At 61.8% G+C, this 21,610-nt stretch carries 15 protein-coding genes and 1 pseudogene; 6 read left to right on the top strand and 10 right to left on the bottom strand.

Annotation, left to right across the window (positions count from 1 at the left end):
• Nucleotides 1–89: 89 nt before the first annotated feature.
• From P3R38_RS07715 to cobA, 3 genes are read left to right on the top strand one after another with little or no spacing between them, the layout of a single operon-like run.
• Nucleotides 90–1,301, top strand: a complete 1,212-nt coding sequence (locus P3R38_RS07715) for a nitrate/nitrite transporter (protein WP_023379527.1) — start codon at nucleotides 90–92, stop codon at nucleotides 1,299–1,301.
• Between the two features lie 7 nt (nucleotides 1,302–1,308).
• A complete protein-coding gene (locus P3R38_RS07710; protein ID WP_277686970.1) occupies nucleotides 1,309–2,979 on the top strand; it encodes a bifunctional protein-serine/threonine kinase/phosphatase in 1,671 nt (556 codons plus the stop codon).
• Nucleotides 2,980–3,004: 25 nt separating this feature from the next.
• A complete protein-coding gene (cobA, locus tag P3R38_RS07705; protein WP_104882007.1) occupies nucleotides 3,005–3,745 on the top strand; it encodes a uroporphyrinogen-III C-methyltransferase in 741 nt (246 codons plus the stop codon).
• Between the two features lie 88 nt (nucleotides 3,746–3,833).
• On the opposite strand, the gene P3R38_RS07700 is transcribed toward cobA, so the two are convergent.
• The 8 genes from P3R38_RS07700 to ppsA form a co-directional block, all read right to left on the bottom strand.
• Nucleotides 3,834–4,871, bottom strand: coding sequence for an OmpA family protein (locus tag P3R38_RS07700; protein ID WP_023379524.1), 1,038 nt, complete (start codon nucleotides 4,869–4,871; stop codon nucleotides 3,834–3,836).
• Nucleotides 4,872–4,981: 110 nt separating this feature from the next.
• On the bottom strand, nucleotides 4,982–5,548 hold the full coding sequence (gene sigX, locus P3R38_RS07695; RefSeq protein WP_023379523.1) for an RNA polymerase sigma factor SigX: 567 nt from the start codon (nucleotides 5,546–5,548) through the stop codon (nucleotides 4,982–4,984).
• A gap of 113 nt (nucleotides 5,549–5,661) precedes the next feature.
• A complete protein-coding gene (locus P3R38_RS07690; RefSeq protein WP_023379522.1) occupies nucleotides 5,662–6,486 on the bottom strand; it encodes a mechanosensitive ion channel domain-containing protein in 825 nt (274 codons plus the stop codon).
• Nucleotides 6,487–6,488: 2 nt separating this feature from the next.
• Nucleotides 6,489–6,752, bottom strand: a complete 264-nt coding sequence (locus P3R38_RS07685) for a hypothetical protein (protein ID WP_023379521.1) — start codon at nucleotides 6,750–6,752, stop codon at nucleotides 6,489–6,491.
• A 141-nt stretch (nucleotides 6,753–6,893) separates the two neighbouring features.
• Nucleotides 6,894–7,889 carry a CorA family divalent cation transporter gene (locus P3R38_RS07680; protein ID WP_277686969.1) on the bottom strand — a complete coding sequence of 332 codons (996 nt, stop codon included), beginning with the start codon at nucleotides 7,887–7,889 and terminating at the stop codon, nucleotides 6,894–6,896.
• A 27-nt stretch (nucleotides 7,890–7,916) separates the two neighbouring features.
• Nucleotides 7,917–8,408 carry a ribonuclease E activity regulator RraA gene (gene rraA / locus P3R38_RS07675; RefSeq protein WP_023379519.1) on the bottom strand — a complete coding sequence of 164 codons (492 nt, stop codon included), beginning with the start codon at nucleotides 8,406–8,408 and terminating at the stop codon, nucleotides 7,917–7,919.
• 184 nt (nucleotides 8,409–8,592) lie between these two features.
• Nucleotides 8,593–9,585, bottom strand: coding sequence for an alpha/beta fold hydrolase (locus P3R38_RS07670; protein WP_023379518.1), 993 nt, complete (start codon nucleotides 9,583–9,585; stop codon nucleotides 8,593–8,595).
• 102 nt (nucleotides 9,586–9,687) lie between these two features.
• Nucleotides 9,688–12,063, bottom strand: a complete 2,376-nt coding sequence (gene ppsA / locus P3R38_RS07665; protein ID WP_023379517.1) for a phosphoenolpyruvate synthase — start codon at nucleotides 12,061–12,063, stop codon at nucleotides 9,688–9,690.
• 171 nt (nucleotides 12,064–12,234) lie between these two features.
• On the opposite strand from ppsA, the gene P3R38_RS07660 reads away from it, so the two are divergent.
• A complete protein-coding gene (locus P3R38_RS07660) occupies nucleotides 12,235–13,059 on the top strand; it encodes a pyruvate, water dikinase regulatory protein (RefSeq protein WP_177325243.1) in 825 nt (274 codons plus the stop codon).
• Between the two features lie 273 nt (nucleotides 13,060–13,332).
• Here the strand turns inward: P3R38_RS07660 and P3R38_RS07655 are convergent, their stop codons facing one another.
• On the bottom strand, nucleotides 13,333–18,198 hold the full coding sequence (locus P3R38_RS07655) for an NAD-glutamate dehydrogenase (protein ID WP_104882009.1): 4,866 nt from the start codon (nucleotides 18,196–18,198) through the stop codon (nucleotides 13,333–13,335).
• Nucleotides 18,199–18,472: 274 nt separating this feature from the next.
• On the opposite strand from P3R38_RS07655, the gene P3R38_RS07650 reads away from it, so the two are divergent.
• Both P3R38_RS07650 and P3R38_RS07645 read left to right on the top strand, forming a co-directional pair.
• Nucleotides 18,473–18,826 (top strand): hypothetical protein, encoded by a 354-nt coding sequence (locus P3R38_RS07650; protein ID WP_023379514.1) that lies wholly within the window; start codon nucleotides 18,473–18,475, stop codon nucleotides 18,824–18,826.
• 46 nt (nucleotides 18,827–18,872) lie between these two features.
• A pseudogene (locus tag P3R38_RS07645) lies at nucleotides 18,873–19,019 on the top strand (L-2-hydroxyglutarate oxidase); the annotation flags it as partial.
• A gap of 128 nt (nucleotides 19,020–19,147) precedes the next feature.
• On the opposite strand, the gene P3R38_RS07640 reads toward P3R38_RS07645, so the two are convergent.
• The gene (locus tag P3R38_RS07640) at nucleotides 19,148–20,473 is read right to left on the bottom strand and encodes a DUF2235 domain-containing protein (RefSeq protein WP_104882794.1); all 1,326 of its coding nucleotides are present in this window, start codon (nucleotides 20,471–20,473) and stop codon (nucleotides 19,148–19,150) included.
• Nucleotides 20,474–21,610 lie beyond the last annotated feature (1,137 nt).

The raw sequence follows: 21,610 nt of genomic DNA, 5'->3' as shown, positions 1-21,610 counted from the left end.
GACAAAGACGTCGCCTCCCCTCCACAGACCAGTGGAACGGGTAGCGGCGTCTTTTTCATTTCCGTTGCTTTGCCGAGTGAGGTGTTCAAATGAGTACCAGCTTCTGGAAATCCGGGCACGTGCCCACCCTGTTCGCTGCATTCCTGTACTTCGACCTGAGCTTCATGGTTTGGTACCTGCTAGGCCCACTGGCCGTGCAAATTGCCACCGACCTGCAACTGAGCGCCCAGCAACGAGGCCTGATGGTGGCCACACCGATTCTGGCTGGGGCGGTATTGCGCTTCGCCATGGGCATGTTGGTCGACCGCCTTTCGCCCAAGACCGCTGGCCTGATCGGCCAGGTGGTGGTCATCGCCGCCCTGGCCGGAGCGTGGTTCCTTGGCGTGCGCAGCTACGAACAGGCCCTGCTGCTGGGCGTTTTCCTGGGCTTTGCCGGTGCTTCGTTCGCCGTCTCGCTGCCCCTGGCCTCGCAATGGTATCCACCCCAGCACCAAGGCAAAGCCATGGGCATTGCCGGCGCCGGCAACTCCGGCACCGTGTTCGCCGCGCTGCTGGCACCGGCACTGGCAGCAGGTTTCGGCTGGAACAACGTGTTCGGTTTCGCCCTGATTCCGCTGGCACTGACACTGGTGCTGTTCGCCCTCCTGGCCCGCAACGCACCAGAACGGCCAAAGCCCAAAGCCATGGCCGATTACCTCAAGGCTCTGGGTGATCGCGACAGCTGGTGGTTCATGTTCTTCTACAGCGTCACCTTCGGCGGCTTCATCGGCCTGGCCAGCACCCTGCCTGGCTACTTCAGCGACCAGTATGGCCTGAGCCCGGTCACCGCAGGCTACTACACCGCCGCCTGCGTGTTCGCCGGCAGCCTGATGCGCCCGCTGGGCGGAGCCTTCGCCGACCGTTTCGGCGGTATTCGTACGCTGCTGGCGATGTACAGCGTGGCAGCCATCTGCATCGCCGCGGTCGGCTTCAACCTGCCAAGCTCAGCTGCCGCCCTGGCCCTGTTCGTCAGCGCCATGCTTGGCCTTGGGGCCGGCAACGGTGCGGTTTTCCAACTCGTGCCACAACGCTTCCGCCAGGAGATCGGTGTCATGACCGGGCTGATTGGCATGGCGGGCGGCATCGGCGGCTTCCTGCTCGCTGCCGGGTTGGGCACCATCAAGCAGCACACCGGCGACTACCAGCTTGGCTTGTGGCTGTTCGCCAGTCTGGGCCTGCTGGCCTGGTTCGGCCTGCACGGCGTGAAACGCCGCTGGCGCACCACCTGGGGTTCTGCCGCAATGACTGCGGCGCGGGTCTGAGCCCCCGATGAGCCTGCAACTGCGTTTCGCCCAAGCCAGCGCCACCGGGCCACGAGAAGAGAACCAGGACGCCCTGCGCCTGGTAACCCCGGCCCCGGAACTGGCCGCCAGCAAGGGTTTTCTGTTCGCCCTGGCGGACGGTGTCAGCCAATGCGCCGACGGCGGCCTTGCGGCCAGGGCCAGTTTGCAGGCGCTGGCGATGGACTACTACGCCACGCCCGCTACCTGGGGCGTGGCCCAGGCCCTGGACCGTCTGCTGCTGGCACAGAATCGCTGGCTGCGCGCCCAAGGCCGCGGTCAGCCCTTGTTGACCACCCTGAGCGCGCTGGTGCTGCGCGGACGCCGTTTCACCCTTGCCCACGTAGGCGATTGCCGCGCCTACCGTTGGTACAACGGCCAGTTGCAATGCCTGACCGAAGACCACGTCTGGGACCAACCCGGCATGCAGCATGTGCTCAAGCGCGCACTGGGCCTGGACCAGCACCTGCTGGTCGATTACCTGGAAGGCGAGTTACAGGCGGGCGAGTGCTTCCTGCTGCTGAGCGACGGTGTCTGGGCCAGCCTGGGCGACCAGCACATTCTGGCGGTGCTGCGCGAGCAACCCGACCTGCAGCTGGCCGCCGAAACCTTGGTTGCCAGCGCACACCACAATGGCAGCCAGGACAACGCCAGCGCTTTGCTGGTGCGCGTCGAACAACTGGGCGCAGGTAACCTGGGTGACACCCTGGCCCAGTTGCAGCAATGGCCAGTGCCTGGCCCCTTGCGCGAAGGCCAGTCGCTCGACGGCTGGCAGGTCGAGACCTTGCTGGCGCACAGCCGCCAGTCCCTGCTCTATCGGGTGCGCGATAGCCAGGGCCAGGCGTGGCTACTGAAGACCTTGCCCGCGGCACGCGAGCAGGAGCCAGGTGCCGCGCAAGGGTTGCTCACGGAGGAATGGTTCCTGCGCCGCGTCGCCGGGCGTCACTTTCCCGAAGTGCATGCGGCCAGCCAGCGCCAGCACCTTTACTACGTCATGCGCGAGCACCGCGGCCAAAGCCTGGCTAGCATGCTGCAAACACAAGGCCCCCTGCCGCTCTCGCAGTGGCTCGAAGTTGCGCGCCAACTGCTGCAGGCGGTCGGCGTGCTGCATCGGCGCAACCTGCTGCACCGCGATATAAAACCGGAAAACCTGCTGTTGGGAGAAGACGGCCAGCTGCGTCTTCTGGACTTCGGCCTGGCCTACTGCCCGGGCCTCTGCGAAGCACCAGACCATGACTTGCCGGGCACGCCCTCGTTCATCGCACCCGAAGCGTTCGACGGCCACCCTCCCAGCCCGCAGCAAGACCTCTACGCCGTCGGTGTGACGCTGTATCGGTTGCTGACCGGGCATTACCCCTACGGTGAAGTGGAGGCCTTTCAACGCCCGCGCTTCGGCACTGCGATCAACGCATCGCGATATCGGCCCGATCTGCCGGAATGGCTGCAACACAACCTGCAACAAGCAGTAGCGGCCGATCCGAAACAACGCTTCGAGACCGCCGAACAGTGGCTTCTGCTGCTTGAGCGCGGCGACCGTCAGGAACTGCCGAGCCGCAATCGACCGCTCCTGGAGCGGGAACCCCTCAAGCTCTGGCGAACCTTGGCGCTACTGTCCTTGCTATTGAACCTGATCTTGCTGCTCGCCCTGCTCAAGGGCTGAACCCATTACCGATGAGGAACACCCGATGAATGCGAAAGTCTGGCTGGTCGGCGCTGGCCCTGGAGACCCCGAACTGCTTACGCTCAAAGCCGTACGCGCACTGCGCCAGGCCGAGGTGGTGATGATCGACGACCTGGTCAACCCGGCAGTACTGGAGTATTGCCCACAGGCCCGCGTCATTGCCGTTGGCAAGCGCGGAGGCTGCCGCTCCACGCCCCAGGCATTCATCCAGCGCCTGATGCTGCGCCACGCTCGCCAGGGTCGTTGCGTGGTACGACTCAAGGGTGGCGACCCTTGCATTTTCGGCCGAGGTGGCGAAGAAGCCTTGTGGTTGCAGGGGCACGGCATCGACGTGGAGGTAGTCAACGGCATCACGGCGGGGCTTGCTGGGGCGACGCAGTGCGGCATATCCCTCACCTCGCGTGGCGTGAGCCGAGGAGTGACGCTGGTAACCGCCCATACCCAGGATGACAGCGAGCTGAATTGGGCAGCACTGGCACAGGGCGGAACGACACTGGTGGTGTACATGGGCGTGGCTCGGCTTGCACAGATCCGCCGCGGGCTGCTAGATGGCGGCATGACACCGACAATGCCAGTGGCGATGATCGAGAATGCCTCGCTGCCAACGCAACGGGAGTGTCGCAGCGATCTGCTGAGAATGGTGGAGGACGCACAAGGGTTCGGGTTAAGCAGCCCGGCAATCCTGGTGATAGGCGAGGTCGTTGGCGAGCAGGTGGCGCGCGCGCTGCGGGTCATGGCCGGCTGATGTGCCGAGTGCCGACGGTGAGGCAACTGAAATTGCAGGCAAAGAAAAACCCGGCCGAGGCCGGGTTTTTCATGAAACGTCAAACCAATTACTTGGCCTGGGCTTCTACCTGAGCTTCAACGCGACGGTTGATAGCGCGGCCTTCTTCGGTGGCGTTGTCGGCAACCGGACGGGTTTCGCCGTAGCCAACCGAGTCAACACGGCTGGATTCTACGCCGTACTGCTGGGTCAGGACCTGCTTGACAGCGTTGGCGCGACGCTCGGACAGCTTCTGGTTGTAAGCGTCTGGGCCCACGGAGTCAGTGTGACCTTCAACCACGGTGGTGGTCTGTGGGTACTGCTTCATGAAGTCAGCCAGGTTCTTGATGTCGCCGTAGCTGTTTGGCTTGACGACCGACTTGTCGAAGTCGAACTTGACGTCCAGCTCAACGCGAACGACTTCGGCAACAGCCGGGCAGCCGTCGGCGTCAACGGTAACGTTGGCCGGGGTGTCAGGGCACTTGTCGACGTTGTCGCAAACACCGTCGTTGTCGCTGTCGGAGCAGACTTCGGCAACTGGAGCAGGCGCTGCGGCAACCTTGCCACCGCTACCACCGAAGTTCAGACCCAGACCAACGGTCGGACCCCACTCGGTGTTGCCGTTGTCGATGTTGTACATGGCTTCAACGCCAGCACGGGCGAAGAACATGTCGGTGATGTACCACTTGGCGCCAGCGCCAACGTTGGCGAAGGTGGAGTGGTCACGGCCGCTACGGGTAGCCTGACCCAGGCTCTCGTGAGCGAAACCGGCAGAGACGTACGGACGCAGAGCATCGCCTACGGTACCGAAGTGGTAGGTAGCGTCGAGCTTGGTCTTGGAACCCTTGATGTCCTTGTTGAAGACTTCGCCACGAGCGTTGTGAGTCTCGTTGTAACCCAGATCCAGGGAGACGTCGTCGGTCAGGAAGTAACCCAGGCGAACACCAGGATTGGTGCCGTCGTTCTTGAAGTTACGCTCGCTGTCGTAGTACTGCTTGGTGACGTTGCCTTCGATTTCGACAGCGCCTTGGCCTTGGGCCAGAGCACCGAACGAAGTAGCAGCTACGAGCGAGCCAATGGCCAAGCCCAAGGTGTTTTTCAATTTCATCCGTTAAATCCCCATCTGATGATAGTTAAGCAGTCCCACCAACATCCGGGGGACAACTCGACGGCAAGTCTAGCAGAACTTGCCGATTCGTTAGAGACATTTGTACACGGCTAAGTTTCACTCAACCCGGCAAATTTCTCCCGAAGCTTGTCTAGCGCGCGCTTGTACCGCATTTTTGTTGCGCTCAAGCCCATGTGCATGATATCGGCGATCTCCTGAAACTCCAGTTCTGCGACAAATCGCAGCACCAGGATCTCCCGGTCGATCGGGTTCACATGCACGAGCCACTTGTCCAGCCCGCCCTTTTCTTCCGGTTTCGGCGCCTTGTCTTCGGACGCCTCTTCAACAGGGTCCAGGCTCAAGGCATCCATCAACCGACGCTTGCGGCGCTCCTTGCGGTACTGGGTGATGCACTCGTTGTAGGTAATGCTGTAGAGCCAGGTCTTGAACTTGGATTTGCCCTCGAAGTTCTTCAAACCGTACAGCACCTTCAGCATCACCTCCTGACAGACATCGTCGGCATCCCGATCGTTCCCCAAGTAACGCGCACAGACGTTGAACAGGGTCCGTTGGTAGCGCCGCATGAGTTCCTCATAGGCGCGAGTTACGTGATACAGCTCCTCATGCGAACGCGCCACCAACTCCTCGTCCGTGAGCTCGCGGGGGTCATAACGCATGGGCGGCGAATGAACTTTATTCAAAACGGATCTGGCCGACAGTCAGGTCAATGTCGCCGCTTAGCCCCATGGGCCGATTTTCGCGGCGGCATACATTAACAGCTTTTGTGCGGTTAGCGGCTATTGACACGCTGCTCAAGTAGTTCACGGTTAGACATCGACACCAATTCGCCATCATCGGTCAGCACCGTCGTCTTGACCGTACCGATTTCCTCGATCTGCCCTTCGACCTCTCCAATCCGCACATGCTGGCCGACCTGATAGAGTTCGCGCACGTAGATCCCGGCCAGAATCTGCCCGGCGATCTCGCGGCTGCCGAGGCCCATCGCCAACGCGATTGCCAGACCAACGGTAATCAGCCCGATGACGATCACGTGGTTGAGCAGGTCGGTTTTCACCTCCAGCTGACTGATGGCCACCGAGATGCTGATGATGATCACCAGGCCTTGGGTGATACGCCCAAGCCCTGCGGAATATTCCAGGCCGATGCCTTCCGCGGCACCGCGCACCAGGCCATTGGCTACTTGCGCCAGCAGCACACCCGCCAGCAGCACCAGCGCCGCGCCAAACACCTTGGGCAGGTACAGCGCGAGCATGTCGAGGGTAGCCGAAACCCGCTCGAGCCCCAGGGATTCGGCGGCGGACACCAGGAAAATCAACAGCACGAACCAGTACACGATTTTGCCGATCAGGGTCGAGATCGGCACCTGGATACCGGTGCGACTGAGCATCTTGGTCAGGCCGGTACCGGCCATCAGACGGTCCAGGCCGAACTTGGCCAGTAGCTTGGACAGCAATGTATCGAGCAGCTTGGCCACGACAAAACCAAGCAGCACGACGACCAGGGCACCGAACAGGTTCGGGATGAAGTTCGCCACCTTGGTCCAAAGGGCGGTCATCGCAGTGACCAGGCTCTGGGTCCAGAGATCGAGTTCCATATTCAATCGGCCTTATCTGCTTTGCTGCCACCGGCAGCGTTGCGGGTAGAGTTTCTACGAACAGGCGCGACATGCGCCGAGCCATTGTTCACGGCAATCATCAACGCCTGGCTCCAGCGGCCCAGGAGGCTGAACAGATCACCCGCGCCCACCTGACGGTTGGCGGTCTTCAGGACGCGACCCAGGCACGCGGCATCGTCACGGTCCTTACCGGACGGCGACGCCTTGAGCAGGTCACGCAGGGATTCTTCGAACGGATCGTGCATAGGCACCTCACGCAGTGTCAGTCAGAGACGAGGGCGCAGGACGATGGGTCACACTGACTGGCGCTGTGGGTATTTCAAAATGAGTGCGCAGCGGCCGGATCGCCGGCGCCTCGCTGTAGGTGCGATACGCCCCGTGCACGACTAGACCCACCGCAACCGCCGGAACAGCCACCACTGCCCCACCGCCAACCCGAGCACGACGATGCAGGCAAACAGGAAGCCGTAGGGGTTTTCCGCCCCCGGAATACCGCCCACGTTGATACCGAGCAACCCAGTGATGAAGCTCATCGGCAGAAAGATGCAGGTGATGATGCCGAACCGGTACATGGTCCGGTTCATCCGCTCACTGCGGCGTCTGTCCTCGCTTTCGAGTACCAACGCGGCACGTTCGCGGGTCAGTTCGAGCTCTTCCAGGTAGCGGATCAAGCTGTTGTTCAACTCGTTCCAGTAATCGGCGTCGGCGTCGGCGAACCAACTCCACTTGCTGCGCGACAACTGCGCGTAGATGTCTCGCTGCGGGGCGAGAAAACGGCGCAGGGCGGCGGCGCGACGGCGGATTTGCTGCAGGCTGGCCTGTTCGGGCGAGTACCGTTCGTCGGACTCGACCTTTTCTTCTTCGTTGTCGACCCACTCGGAAAGGTCGCTGACCAGTCCCTGAACCTTTTCCGTCAACAGCTCTCCCATCAACAGCAACAGTTCGGACGCCGACTTGGGCCCCCTGCCCTCGGCCAGGTGCTGGAGAATCTCGTCGCTGGCGCGCAAAGGCCGCAAGCGCAGGGAAATCACCCGCTGCGCTTCGGCGAAGATGCGCACGGAAACCATGTCTTCGGGTTCTGCACCCGGGTTGAGGTTGACCCCACGCAGGAACAGCAGCAACTGCTCGCTGGCCAGCGGCAACAACCGCGGACGGGTGTTCTCTTCCAGCAACAGGTCGCAGGCGAACTCGCTCAGGCCACTGTCGTGCAACAGCCAGGTACGTGTCTGCGGATGGCTTCGGTCCCAGTGCAGCCAGAGGCTTTCCTGCGCCTGCAACTGCAGCCCGTCCAGTTCGGTACGGGCGATCGAGCGCGCGCCGCCTTTGCCATCGAGCACCAGGGCATGCACCAGCCCCCACTGCGCGTTGTCTTCCTCTAACATCGACACTCCATCAGCGCGCGCGGCGCATCACTCCGGCATTTTCAGCGGGCTTGGCGAAACGATCACGCCGTTGTTGTCGGCGTACACGTATTCACCTGGGCGGAAGGTCACCCCGGCGAAAGTCACCGGCACGTTGAGATCGCCAATGCCACGCTTGTCGGTCTTCATCGGGTGGCTGGCCAAGGCTTGCACGCCGACATCGGTCTGGATCAGCACGTCCACGTCTCGCACGCAGCCATAGATCACCAGGCCCTCCCAACCGTTCTTGGCGGCTTTCTCGGCCAGCATGTCACCGAGCAGTGCACGGCGCAGCGAACCGCCGCCATCGACCACCAGCACCTTGCCCTTGCCATCGAGCTCGACCTGCTCCTTGACCAGCGAGTTGTCTTCGAAGCACTTGATGGTGACGATCTGGCCGCCGAAGGAATCGCGGCCACCGAAGTTGCTGAACATGGGTTCCAGCACCTGGACCAGGTCCGGGTAGGCGTCGCACAGGTCGGGCGTTACGTAATGCTGCATGGGAAGCTCCTGTCAGTCACAACGAAAGCGGTAGATCACGCAAGGCTACACCGGGGAGGCAGTCGCAGTCATCCGGGACCGATCAGTCAGGTGAATTTCGTCTGCGCGGGCCTTATCGCCGGCAGGCCGGCGCGCCCATGGACTGCCCCACCCCGGGTTTGACGGCGAGGATAGCCCTGACGCCTCAACCGGCGGGCACAGCCTGCGCCACCACTGTGGACTCATGCACCGGCAGCAGCGGCTCTCGCAACCAGCGCTCCACCAGAGGCCACACCTGGGCCTGCGCTGCCTTGCTCACCAGCATGTCGACATGCCCGAAGGCATCGAAGCCTTCCTCGCGCCCCAGGCGCAGGAACTGCTTGCGCTCGCCGCCAAACTGGTCGAACAGCTTGCGACACGCCCATACCGGGTCCTGGAAGTCCCCTGCACCGGCCACTGCCAGCAGCGGCACATCCACCTCGGCCAACGCCGCCCACCAGTCGCTCTGCTTATCGCCAAAGCGACCGAACAGACCATGCCAGCGCATGCTCTCCAGCGCCAGGCCGATCGGCTCGTCCTCCGGCCCACGCTTGAAACGCGGCCCGGATATCTGTTCCCAGCGCTTGAGCACCAGCTTCGCCCCCCAAGCCAGCGGCGGCACCTTCAATGGCCAGTAGACACGGCTGACCTGGGTACCGAACAGCGCCACGCTGGCCGCCTGTTCGGCCTCGAGAAAACCGCCGCCCAGGGCCGCCACCAGGGTGGTCCCGCCCAACGAATGGCCGATCCAGTGAGGCGTCTGGCCCGACTGCTCGCGCACGAACGCAGCAATCAACGGCAGATCGTGACGGGCATAGTCGGCGACGCTGTTGTGCTTCCACCTGAGGTTGCGCGGCGACAGCCCATGGCCGCGCATTTCCGGGATCCACACATCGAAACCGGCTCGCGCCAGATAGGCCCCAAGGCCGATGCCCTTGGGCGAATACCAAAAGCGCCGGTTGGAGAAACTGCCATGCAGCAGGATCACCGGCAGGCCTTGGGCCCGATTCTGATCTGCCAGGCCCAGGCGGGTCACGGCCAGCTCGACGCTCGGGTCAGGGCTGTTGCCAGCCTTGATCCGGTATACATCTTCGCTGAGGTCACCGCGGCGCTCGGCACTGAGCAGGGCCACGGGAAAAAGATTGCTGCTGCTTTGCATAAAGTTGCTTGGTGCACAAAAAAGGGCGGGATCCATTGCTGGAACTCGCCCTGGATGAAACCAGGCGGGGACGCGCCAGACGCGCCCCCGCAATTCACTGCATCAGGCCACACCCTGGCCTTCGGCCAGGAAGAACCAGGTCTCGAGTACCGAGTCCGGGTTCAGCGACACGCTTTCGATGCCCTGCTCCATCAGCCATTTTGCCAGGTCCGGGTGGTCCGACGGGCCTTGGCCGCAGATGCCGATGTACTTGCCAGCCTTGTTGCACGCGGCAATGGCGTTGGCCAGCAGCTTCTTCACCGCAGGGTTACGCTCATCGAACAGGTGGGCAATGATGCCCGAGTCGCGGTCCAGGCCCAGTGTGAGCTGGGTCAGGTCGTTGGAGCCGATGGAGAAGCCGTCGAAGTACTCGAGGAACTCGTCGGCCAGCAGCGCGTTGGACGGCAGCTCGCACATCATGATCACGCGTAGGCCGTTGTCGCCACGGGCCAGGCCGTTTTCGGCGAGCAGGTCGACCACCTGGCTGGCCTCGCCCAGGGTACGCACGAACGGCACCATGATCTCGACGTTGGTCAGGCCCATCTCGTTGCGCACGCGCTTGAGGGCACGGCATTCGAGCTCGAAGCAGTCACGGAACGACTCGCTGATGTAGCGCGAAGCACCGCGGAAGCCCAGCATCGGGTTTTCTTCTTCCGGCTCGTACAGCTTGCCGCCGATCAGGTTGGCGTACTCGTTGGACTTGAAGTCCGACAGGCGCACGATGACCTTTTTCGGGTAGAAGGCCGCAGCCAGGGTGCTGATTCCCTCGACCAGCTTCTCGACGTAGAAGCCGACCGGATCGTTGTAGCCGGCGATGCGCTTGTCGACGCTCTCTTTCAGCTCTGGCGGCAGGCCGGCATAGTTCAGCAACGCCTTGGGGTGCACGCCGATCATGCGGTTGATGATGAATTCCAGGCGCGCCAGGCCAACACCTTCGTTGGGCAGTTGGGCGAAGTCGAAGGCGCGGTCCGGGTTACCGACGTTCATCATGATCTTGAACGGCAGCTCCGGCATGGCGTCGACCGAGTTCTGCTTGACGTCAAAGCCCAGTTCACCTTCGAAGATGAAGCCGGTGTCGCCCTCCGCGCAGGAGACGGTGACGCCCTGGCCATCCTTGAGGATCTGGGTGGCATTGCCGCAACCGACCACAGCCGGAATACCCAGCTCACGGGCGATGATCGCCGCGTGGCAGGTACGGCCACCACGGTTGGTGACGATGGCGCTCGCGCGCTTCATGACCGGTTCCCAGTCCGGGTCGGTCATGTCGGAGACCAATACGTCGCCTGGTTGCACCTTGTCCATTTCGGACACGTCGTTGATAACGCGGACCTTGCCGGCACCGATGCGCTGGCCGATGGCGCGGCCTTCGACCAGAACGGTGCCTTTTTCCTTGAGCAGGTAACGCTCCATGACGTTGGCGCTGGCGCGGCTCTTCACGGTCTCAGGGCGAGCCTGGACGATGTACAGCTTGCCGTCGTCGCCGTCCTTGGCCCACTCGATGTCCATCGGGCGCTGGTAGTGCTGCTCGATGATCATGGCCTGCTTGGCCAACTCGTTCACTTCGTCGTCGCTCAGGCAGAAGCGCGCACGATCGGCGCGGTCGACTTCGACCGTCTTGACCGACCGTCCGGCCTTGGCTTCGTCGCCATAGACCATCTTGATCGCCTTGCTGCCCAGGTTGCGGCGCAGGATCGCCGGGCGGCCAGCCTGCAGCGTCTGTTTGTGGACGTAGAATTCGTCCGGGTTCACCGCACCTTGCACCACGGTTTCACCCAGGCCATAGGCGCCGGTGATGAACACCACGTCGCGGAAGCCCGACTCGGTGTCGAGGGTGAACATCACACCGGCGGTGCCGGTTTCCGAACGGACCATACGCTGCACGCCAGCGGACAGGGCCACCAGCTTATGGTCGAAGCCTTGGTGCACGCGGTAGGCGATGGCGCGGTCATTGAACAGCGAGGCGAACACTTCCTTTGCCGCGCGGATCACGTTGTCGACGCCACGGATGTTCAGGAAGGTCTCCTGCTGGCCGGCGAAGGAGGCATCCGGCAAGTCTTCGGCGGTGGCCGAGGAACGCACGGCCACGGCCATGTTGTCGTTGCCCTTGGACATTTCGGCGAAGGCAGTTCGGATTTCCGAATCCAGGCGAGCCGGGAACTCGGCCTCCATCACCCACTGGCGGATCTGTGCGCCGGTCTTGGCCAAGGCGTTGACGTCGTCCACGTCCAACGCATCAAGCGCGGCATGGATGCGGTCGTTCAGGCCACTCTGCTCGAGAAAATCGCGGTACGCCTGAGCCGTAGTGGCAAAGCCGCCCGGCACCGAAACGCCGGCACCTGCGAGGTTACTGATCATCTCGCCCAGGGATGCGTTCTTGCCCCCCACATGCTCCACATCATGGACGCCGAGCTTATCGAGGGAAACTACGTACTCTACCAAGGTGATCTCTCCACTAACTGTATTGGAAAAGCTCAAGGGCGCCCGCCTGCCTGTTCTGACTTGGCCGGACGCTTGTGGCCTGTACCTGGAAAATAAGTGAGAATGCCGACAGCCGCATTCGGCAAACCGAACTTATCATATCCAAGAAACGTCATCAGCTTAAGGCCCAGGATGCAAATGAAAAGAACCGCGTTCTTCATCTCCGATGGCACCGGCATCACCGCCGAGACCCTGGGCCAAAGCCTGCTCGCTCAATTCGATAGCATTCCGTTCAACAAATTCACTCGCCCGTACATCGATACGCCTGACAAAGCGCGGACCATGGTCCAGCAAATCAATGCCGCGGCGGAGCGGGACGGCATGCGCCCGATCATCTTCGACACCATCGTCAACCAGGACATCCGCGAGATCCTGGCCACGTCGAATGGCTTCATGATCGACATCTTTTCGACGTTTTTATCCCCGCTCGAGCAGGAATTGACTGCCCATTCGTCGTATTCCGTCGGTAAATCCCACTCAATCGGTGGCAACTCCAACTACATGGAGCGCATCGAAGCGGTCAATTTCGCTTTGGACAACGACGACGGCGCCCGTACCCACTACTACGACAAGGCCGACTTGATCCTGGTGGGCGTATCGCGGTGCGGCAAGACGCCCACCTGCCTGTACATGGCCATGCAATTCGGTATCCGCGCCGCCAACTATCCGCTGACCGAGGACGACATGGAGCGCCTGCAGCTGCCCGCGGTGCTGAAAAAGCACCAGCACAAGCTGTTCGGGCTGACCATCGACCCCGACCGCCTGACTGCCATCCGCCACGAGCGCAAGCCCAACAGCCGCTATTCGAGCTTTGCCCAGTGCGAGTTCGAAGTGAGAGAGGTGGAAAACCTGTTCCGGCGCGAGAACATTCCCAACATCAACTCCACGCATTTTTCGGTGGAGGAGATTTCGGCGAAGATCCTGGTGGAGAAAGGGGTGGAGCGGCGGTTCAAGTAGCCAGAGGGTGGGCTGCAAGGGGTTAGTCTTAGGCGATTTTTTCCCTGTAAGATCGGGCGCCGCCCGCGCGGCGCATCGCGAGCGAGGCTCGCTCCTACGGGATTTGCGTGCGTCTGGGGCAGGCGTTACTGGCCGGAAAAAACGAGGGGCGAGCCCTGCTCGCGATGCGTCGCGTGGGCGGCGCTCGATTTGCGTACCACCACAAAACTCCCGCCAAGCCTCATAAAAAAGCCCCGGCATCACTGCCGGGGCTTTCTCATTTCAGCTTGATGATCAGGACGGCACCACCGTCGCCTGCCCACTCATCGCCAAGTCGACCAGCTCGCGGTTGGCCACCGCGTACATCGCATAGTCAGTACCCGGTGCGTTGCGCAAGTCGTCTAGCATGGCGCGCCAGCGCTCGACCATCACCCGGTGCTGCTCGGCCCACAGCGCCACGCGGGCATCCATGTCCTGCGGCGCATCCGCCATCTGCAGCACGGAAATGGTGATCGCGCGCTGCTGCAGGTCGATGTCGTCGCGGAACGACTCGCGGGCCAGTGCCTGCCAGTTGTTCTCCACCGTCAGGTTGCTGACCTCCTGCAGGTACCAGGTCAGGTCGAAGGCACTGCCCACAGCGAAGAACGCCTTGGCCACCTGGGCCGGATCATGCCCGGTCACGTCAGCCGCCTCGATGATCGGCAACAGCGTGTACAGGTGGCTGGTACCCGCCACCATGCGCGCCAACAGCTCCGGCACACCAGCATCGACGAAGCCCTGGTAACGAACCATCCAACGCTCACGGGTCGGGCCTTCGAGCAACTCGTCGAGCTTCAGGCCCAGTTGGGCGATTTTCGGCCCGAAGTGCGCGGTGTCACGCCCGGCATCCTGCTCGTTGCGACGGCTACGCAGGAACCAGCGGGTGGCCCGGCGGCCCAGGCGCATCAGCTCGTCCATCAGGGTCAGTTGGACCTCTGCCGGCACCTGGTAATCCAGCGCCTCGATCTGGCGGAACCAATGCGGCAGGTGGAAGATGTCGCGCACGATCACATAAGCCCCGGCCACGTTGGCCGGGCTCATGCCGGTCGACTCCTTCAGGCGCTGGACGAAGGTGATCCCCATGTTGTTGACCAGATCGTTGGCGATCTGGGTGCTGACGATCTCACGTTTCAGACGATGACGACGCATGGCGTCGGCGAACTTGCTGACCAGCGACGGCGGGAACGCGGTTTCCATGTCACGGGTCAGGTAGTCGTCGTCCGGCACCAGCGACTTGAGCAGTTGCTCCTTGAGGTCGATCTTGCTGTACGAAATCAGCACCGACAGCTCGGCACGGGTCAGGCCCTGGCCTGCGGCCAGGCGCTCGGCCAACTGCTCCTCGGACGGCAGGAACTCGATGGCCCGATCCAGCTTGCCCCGGCCCTCCAGGTCAGCCATCAGGCGCTTGTACTCGGCGATCCGCTCGCGGGCACGACGGGCCGCCAGCGACAGCGCCTGGGTCTGCTTGTAGTTGTTGCCCAGCACCAGGCTGGCCACCTCGTCGGTCATGCTGCCGAGCAGCTGGTTGCGCTGCTTCTCGGTCATGTCGCCACCCTGCACCACTTCGTTGAGCAGGATCTTGATGTTGACCTCATGGTCGGAGCAGTCCACACCACCGGCGTTGTCGATGAAGTCGGTGTTGGTAGCGCCACCGTGCAGGCCGAACTCGACCCGACCCAGCTGGGTCATGCCCAGGTTGCCGCCCTCACCCACCACCTTGCAGCGAAGCTCGTTGCCATTGACGCGCAGGGCGTCGTTGGCCTTATCACCGACATCGGCGTGGCTTTCGCTGCTGGCTTTGACGTAGGTGCCGATACCGCCGTTCCACAGCAGGTCGACCGGCGCCTTGAGCAGCGCGTTGAGCAGCTCGGTCGGGGTCAGGCGATCAGCCTCGATGGCGAAGCGCTCTTTCATCTGCGGGCTGATGGCAATGCTCTTGGCACTGCGCGGGAAAATCCCGCCGCCTTCGGACATGATGCTGGTGTCGTAGTCGCTCCAGGCCGAACGTGGCAGATCGAACAGGCGCTGACGTTCGGCGAAGCTGGTGGCCGGATCCGGATTCGGGTCGATGAAGATGTGCAGGTGGTTGAACGCCGCCACCAGTTGCAGCTTGTCGGACATCAGCAGGCCGTTACCGAATACGTCACCGGCCATGTCGCCGATGCCGATCACAGTGATCGGGTCTTCCTGCACGTTGATCCCACGCTCGCGGAAGTGGCGCTGAACACCCACCCAGGCACCGCGGGCGGTGATGCCCATCTTCTTGTGGTCGTAGCCAGCCGAACCACCCGAGGCGAAGGCATCGCCCAACCAGAAGCCGTAGTCGATGGCGATGCCGTTGGCGATATCGGAGAAGGTCGCTGTGCCTTTGTCCGCCGCTACCACCAGGTACGGATCGTCATCGTCGTGACGCACCACGTTGGCTGGCGGCACCACGCCGCCCTCCTTGAGGTTGTCGGTGATGTCGAGCAGTCCACTGATGAAGATGCGGTAGCACGCTACGCCCTCGGCGGCGATCTCGTCACGGGTGCCACCCAATGGCAGACGACGCGGCAGGAAGCCACCCTTGGCCCCGACCGGCACGATCACCGAGTTCTTCACTTGCTGGGCTTTCACCAGGCCCAGCACCTCGGTGCGGAAGTCTTCCTCGCGGTCCGACCAACGCAAGCCGCCACGGGCGACGTTGCCAAAGCGCAGGTGCACACCTTCGACCCGCGGCGAATAGACGAAGATCTCGAACTTCGGCACCGGCTTGGGCAGTTCGGGAATCAGCTTGGGGTTGAACTTGAAGCTGAAGTACGACTTGTTGTGCCCATGGGCGTCCGGTTGGTAGAAGTTGGTGCGCAACGTGGCCTTGATCAGGTCCAGGTAGCGACGCAGGATACGGTCCTCGTTGAGCACCTGAACGTCGTCCAAGGCGCTGAGAATCGCCTGCTCCAGGCGCTGCTGCTTGTCGTCCAGGTCGTCCTGGGTGAGTTTGCGCGCCAGGTAGAAACGGGTCTTGAACAACCGGGTCAGCTCACGGGCGATGTCGGTGTGGTTGTTCAGGGTGCTGGCGATGTAGCCCAGGTCGAAGCCCAGGCGAATCTGCTTGAGGTAACGCGCATACGCGCGCAGCAGTGCCACATCGCGCCACGGCAGGCCGGCGGTCAGGACCAGGCGGTTGAAGGCGTCGTTCTCGGCATCGCCTTTGACGATGTGGACGAAGGCATCCTGCAAGATGTCGTTGAGCTGCTGGATATCCAGGCTCAGGCCTTCGCTGTAGGTGAAGGCGAAATCGTGAATCCAGTATTCGCGGCCGCTGGCATGACGCAAGCGGTACGGGAACTCACCCAGCACGCGCAGGCCAAGGTTCTCCAGGATCGGCAGCACATCGGACAGTGCCAGTGGCGTATCGGCGTGGTACAGCTTGCAGTGCAGCAGGCGCTCGCCAAGACGGGTCAGCGGCTGGTAGAAACTCATGGCCAGCGGCTTGTTTTCAGACAGTGCCAGCACGTGCTGAAGGTCGACCACCGCCGAGTGCGCAGGGAAGCGCTCACGGTAGCCGGCCGGGAAGCCTTTGGGGAAGTCGGCAAGAATGTTGGTGCCCTGGGCCTCGCCGAAGTTCTCGATCACCAGTGCCGAGTAGTCGTCCTGCCACGAGCGGCAGGCCTGGATCACTTCGTTTTCCAGCTGCTGCGGGTCGATGTCGATGCGGTTCTTCGGGTCGACCCGCAAGATCAGCTGCACACGCGCCAGCACCGACTCGGAGAAGAAGGTCCAGAACTCGCAGTCGCTGGCCTTCAGGCGCTCCATCAGCACCTGCTGGATCTTCTGGCGCACCTCGGTGGAGTAGATCTCACGCGGTACGTAGGCCAGGCAGTAGCAGAAGCGGCCGTAGGGGTCCTTGCGCAGGAATACGCGAATCTTGTTGCGCTCCTGGATCTGCACGATCGACATCACGGTGCTGAACAGCTCGTCGACCGGGGTCTGGAACAGGTCGTCGCGTGGCAACACCTCTAGCACCTGGGCCAGTTCCTTGCCCAGGTGAGCCTTGGGATCGAAGCCAGAACGGCGCTCGACTTCATTGACCTTGACGCGGATGTACGGGATGGCATGCACACTCTCGCCATAGACCGACGAGGTGTACAGGCCCATGAAGCGGTGTTCCTTGATGACCTTGCCAGCGGCATCGAGCTGGCGAATCGACACGTAGTCCGGATAAGCCGGGCGATGCACGCGGCTGGGCAGCGCAGCCTTGGCGAAGGACAGCAGCAGCGGCTCGTTGAGGTAGGCCACGGCGTAATCTTCGATGCGCAGTTCTTCGGCGCTCAGCCCCACGCGCAGGCGCCGTGGCAGGCCGAGGAATGACTGCTCGTCGTACACCATCTGGCCGCCGGCGTTGTCGTCCCGGACCGTGAATTCTTCGTAGCCCAAGAAAGTGAAATGGTTGTCCAACAACCATTCGAGGAACGCCTTGACCTCGGCCTTCTCATGCTGCACCGGTGCAAACGGCGTCTGCTCCACCAAAGCGACCACTTCGCGCAGCTTGGCCTTCATCGGCTCGAAATCGGCAACTGCCACCCGCACTTCGGCCAAGACCTGCTCGATTTCACGGGTCAGCACCGTCAGTTCGGCGGCATTGGCGCAGCGGTCGATCTCCAGGTACATCAGCGATTCATGACGCACGCCCTCACCCTGGGTGCCCTTGGGCAGCAGTTCGAGCAGTTCGCCCTTGGCGCCACGACGCACGCTCAGCACCGTGGTCTGCAGGGTGTGGATGCTGTAGCCGCGGCGGTTCAGCTCGGTGCGTACCGAATCGACCAAAAATGGCAAGTCGTGGTGCAGCACCTCGACCACCGTGTGGGTCGATTGCCAGCCATTGCGCTCATAATCCGGGTTGTAGACCCGCACTTGCGGTTGTGCAGGGTCGAAGCGCTCGATGATGCGCCAGGCAGACAGCGTGCAGCCGGCCAGGTCGGACAGCCTGCGCTGGGTGAGTTCGTCCAGAGAGATGATGCCGAAGAACTGCTCGGCGAACAGCGCCACTTGTGGCAGGGACTGTTCGCTGATGTGCTGCGCCAGGGCCGCCTGCAGTTGGTGCTGGAAGTCGGCTTTGCTGGCTGCGGTGAAGAACGCCATCTGTGGTACTCCGCTTGGGCTTTGTAATAGTTGAAGCGTCGCATGCGTGCGCCTTGGTACGGATCAACGATAGCCAAACCGTGGCAAGGCGGACGGTAAAACCAGGCGTTGAACGTGTAGGCCACGTTCATAGGCTCGGCGCAGCTTAACGACTGAGTGGTCACTACGGCTTGCAGCGCTGCGACAATTTCGGTCAAGGGGGGGTAACTTTACGTTTATGGATGCGTGCAAGGCTGTCAGAATTCCCCCTCATTTCCTTTGATCCGAGCCGCCCATGCAAATCAAAACCGCCCTGCTCTTCGCCACGCCCTGCGATGAAGAAGAAGACGACATGGCGACCCTGTGCTGCCACAGCGACAAGGGACAGATGTTCCTGCTGACCCGCTACCCGGACGAGGACACGGTCGACCTGACCCTGGACGACGAACCCTCGACCCTGGATGGCTTGAAAGTGACCTTGAGTGCCCAGCGCTTGTTGATCGAAGTGGCTGCCAGTGACCGGGATGCGCTGAAAGGCGATGAGTCGCTGGAGATTGTGTTGACGTCGCAAGGAACTGACCTGGAAGAGGTGGCGCTGACGTTGCGCAATATCCTCGAGGGTACCGGTACCTTCGTTAGCGAGCTTTGAGGGCGCACAGGACCGGCCTCGATCGTCGGCGAACATCCGGCGCTGGTACGCGCACCTCCCCTGTTTCTGGCTAACGATCTGGAACAAACTCAGTTCAGGTACCACCGAACTGAAGAACGCGCTGTTCGAACGCGGTGACCTGGAACAATGCCGCACGTACTGCTCGTCCCTGGAAGCCGAGGACCTGCTGCCCTGTTCTGCAACGCCCCTTCGCAGGCTGCGACCTCGGCCATCCCCAGGCCAGACGATTGCCGAGCCCCCCCCCCAAGACCCGCTGAACCTTGCTGTCCACGCAACTCCATTTGCGTGGACTGTCTGCCCTCATTGCACGGGGTTGGAGTGCATGACTCGACCTGCTTCAGCGGGTCTGTCGATGTAGAGCTGATCCAGTGTGCTGTTGCATAGCCCCTTGAGTGCATTCCAGTTTGCCGAGGTGTGGATGTATTTCTCTCGCAACTGGGCAGTTTCCTCCTGCGTCAACCCCGGGTCTGCGCTGTGCCCGAGAGCGAAGTCATGCAATTTGCGGCTGATGGTGTGCAGATCGTCCGGCAGTTGATGGGCTGGGTCATTGCCCAGATTGGCGAAAGGCACCCCGCCGCGCACGGCCAGTTCCCGCATGACGCTCAGGTAGATGCGGGACAACTGTCCCTTCACCTCCCGCTGCCACTGCACGGCGGCATATACCTGTTTTTCCGGATCATCGCGGCGGCTCCGGCTTCCGGCGATGGGTGCTTCCCAGGTCAACAGCTGTGGCTTTGGCGCGGGCAAATCCTTGTACGCCTGCTCCAGCAAGGCGCGGGTGATTGCATACGCGCGAGTCCGTTCGGCAGGCGTGGTCAGTGCGACGCGGCTGGCGTTGGGTTTGCACAGGAGGACGCTTTCCTGCTGTGCCTGGGGATAGCCGCCACCGATGTTTGAATGGACGCCGGGCATGTGGATGTCGTGGTCGGTGCGCACCAACGGGAAGTTGTGTCGGCGCTCGTCGCTGGCGACCAGTTGCACCACATGCCGCGCACAACCCTGGGCCAAGCCCAGGCGTAGCTTGCCGAATCGGGCGGTGCCCTGGGTGAGGCGATTGTGCAGTGGGGCGGTGATGGCGGCGACGGTGTCGAACAGGCCGATGAAGTTGACGCTGGTCTTGAGGTGTGGATATTGCGAGCAGATGGGTGTGTCGTCGTGTAGCCGGTTGAGCAAGTGGCGAGCGGCGGCGGCGCCCCGACTGAAGCCAAACAGGTCGAACTCGATGTGGTGGGGGTGGGGGTGGGTGTGCAAGCAGTCGATCAGGTGGTGGTCGACCATGGCCAAGGCTTGCTGGACTCTGGCTTCGACACCTGTCTGACCGCGTCCGGTGGCTTGGGCGAAGGTCGAGTCCTGGCTGGCTTCGGTGGTGCCTATGCCTTCGATGTAGAGTTTCATGAAGTGTTTATTTGGCGTGGCCTGCGGTTGGCCGGTGGGGTATAGCGTGTGTAACAGGGCGATGTTGGTTGGGGCGTTGGCGTAACTGCCGGTGGTGTATTTTTGTGTGGGGGAGTCGGGGGTAACGGCGTTGCGGGCGTTGTTGCCGGTGCCGTCGAAGAAGATCCCTATGCGCAGGACATAAGGTTTGGTGCTGGTGAACACGGGGAATTTTTTACTCAACTCATCCATCTGGCTGAACTCCGGTTGGCTTGGTGAGTTCAGCAAGCAACAGCTTAACCTCGGTGCCTACCCGCACATTCAACATCTAAGTACAGAAATTTCCCTTCTCCGCCTGGAACTTGATTTCGCTTCTAGTGGGCGGTGGTTCAGTCGCCCTCTATTGAGAATTCAGGGGGCTTAGCACTGTGGCTGGACGATAGCCGCTAGATTTCGTAGTTACTTTTTTCGGGCGTTTTTAAGGAGTGGGGGCAGAGGTGATGAGGCGAACTTAGGGGTGGCATTCAAATCGCGTGAATATCCATTCGCCATGGAGGCGCTCATTCACCTTTTCGCCTTTACGGCGACCTACTTTTGCTCTTGGGCAAAAGTAGGCAAAAACCGCTGGCTCCTATCATCCGGCCCCTACGCTGCGCTTCGGGGTTCCCTCGCTACGGGCTTGCTCCCGGGAGGACCGCGCAGAACGGCCCCTCCTGGGCCGCAGCGCTTGACGGGCATCCATGCCCGTCACCTCCCTCCGCAAGCCCTACGCTCGGCCTACTGACGTCGCAATTTGCAGCGCCTGGGATATCGCGCATGAAAAGCAAAAGCGGAGCATGAAATACCAAATCCGAACAACAACAACAACAACAACAACAACAACAACAACAGCTAAACCAGCCGCACATTCAATATTAAAACCATAAATGCGAGACAAATTTTCTTTTGCTTCGCTTTGCTCTTGCTTCTAGCGCGCGGTAGTTCAGGCGCCACCTAATGCGACTTCAGGAGGCCGAGCGCAGGGCTTGCGCAGGGAGGTGACGGGCATGGATGCCCGTCAAGCGCTGCGGCCCAGGAGGGGCCGTTCAGCGCGGTCCTCCCGGAGCAAGCCCGGAGCGAGGGAACCCCGGAGCGCAGCGCAGGGGCCGGATGATAGGAGCCAGACTTTTTTGGTTACTTTTTGGGGCGTCTGCCAAAAAGTGACCCGCTGTAAGAGCGGAAAGGTGATTGAGCGTCACCTTGGCAAATGGATATGCTCACGTATCCAGAAACCAAAATTTCAAACTTCAAACTTCAAACTTCAAAGCACAGATTTAAGGGCGGCATTCAGATAGCGTGAATATCCATTCGCCATGGAGGCGCTCATTCACCTTTTCGCCTTTACGGCGA

The sequence above is a fragment of the Pseudomonas sp. NyZ480 genome (assembly GCF_029537255.1).
Lineage (GTDB): Bacteria > Pseudomonadota > Gammaproteobacteria > Pseudomonadales > Pseudomonadaceae > Aquipseudomonas > Aquipseudomonas taiwanensis.
Note: the sequence above shows the minus strand (reverse complement) of the source record. Positions and strands in the feature narration are given on the sequence as shown.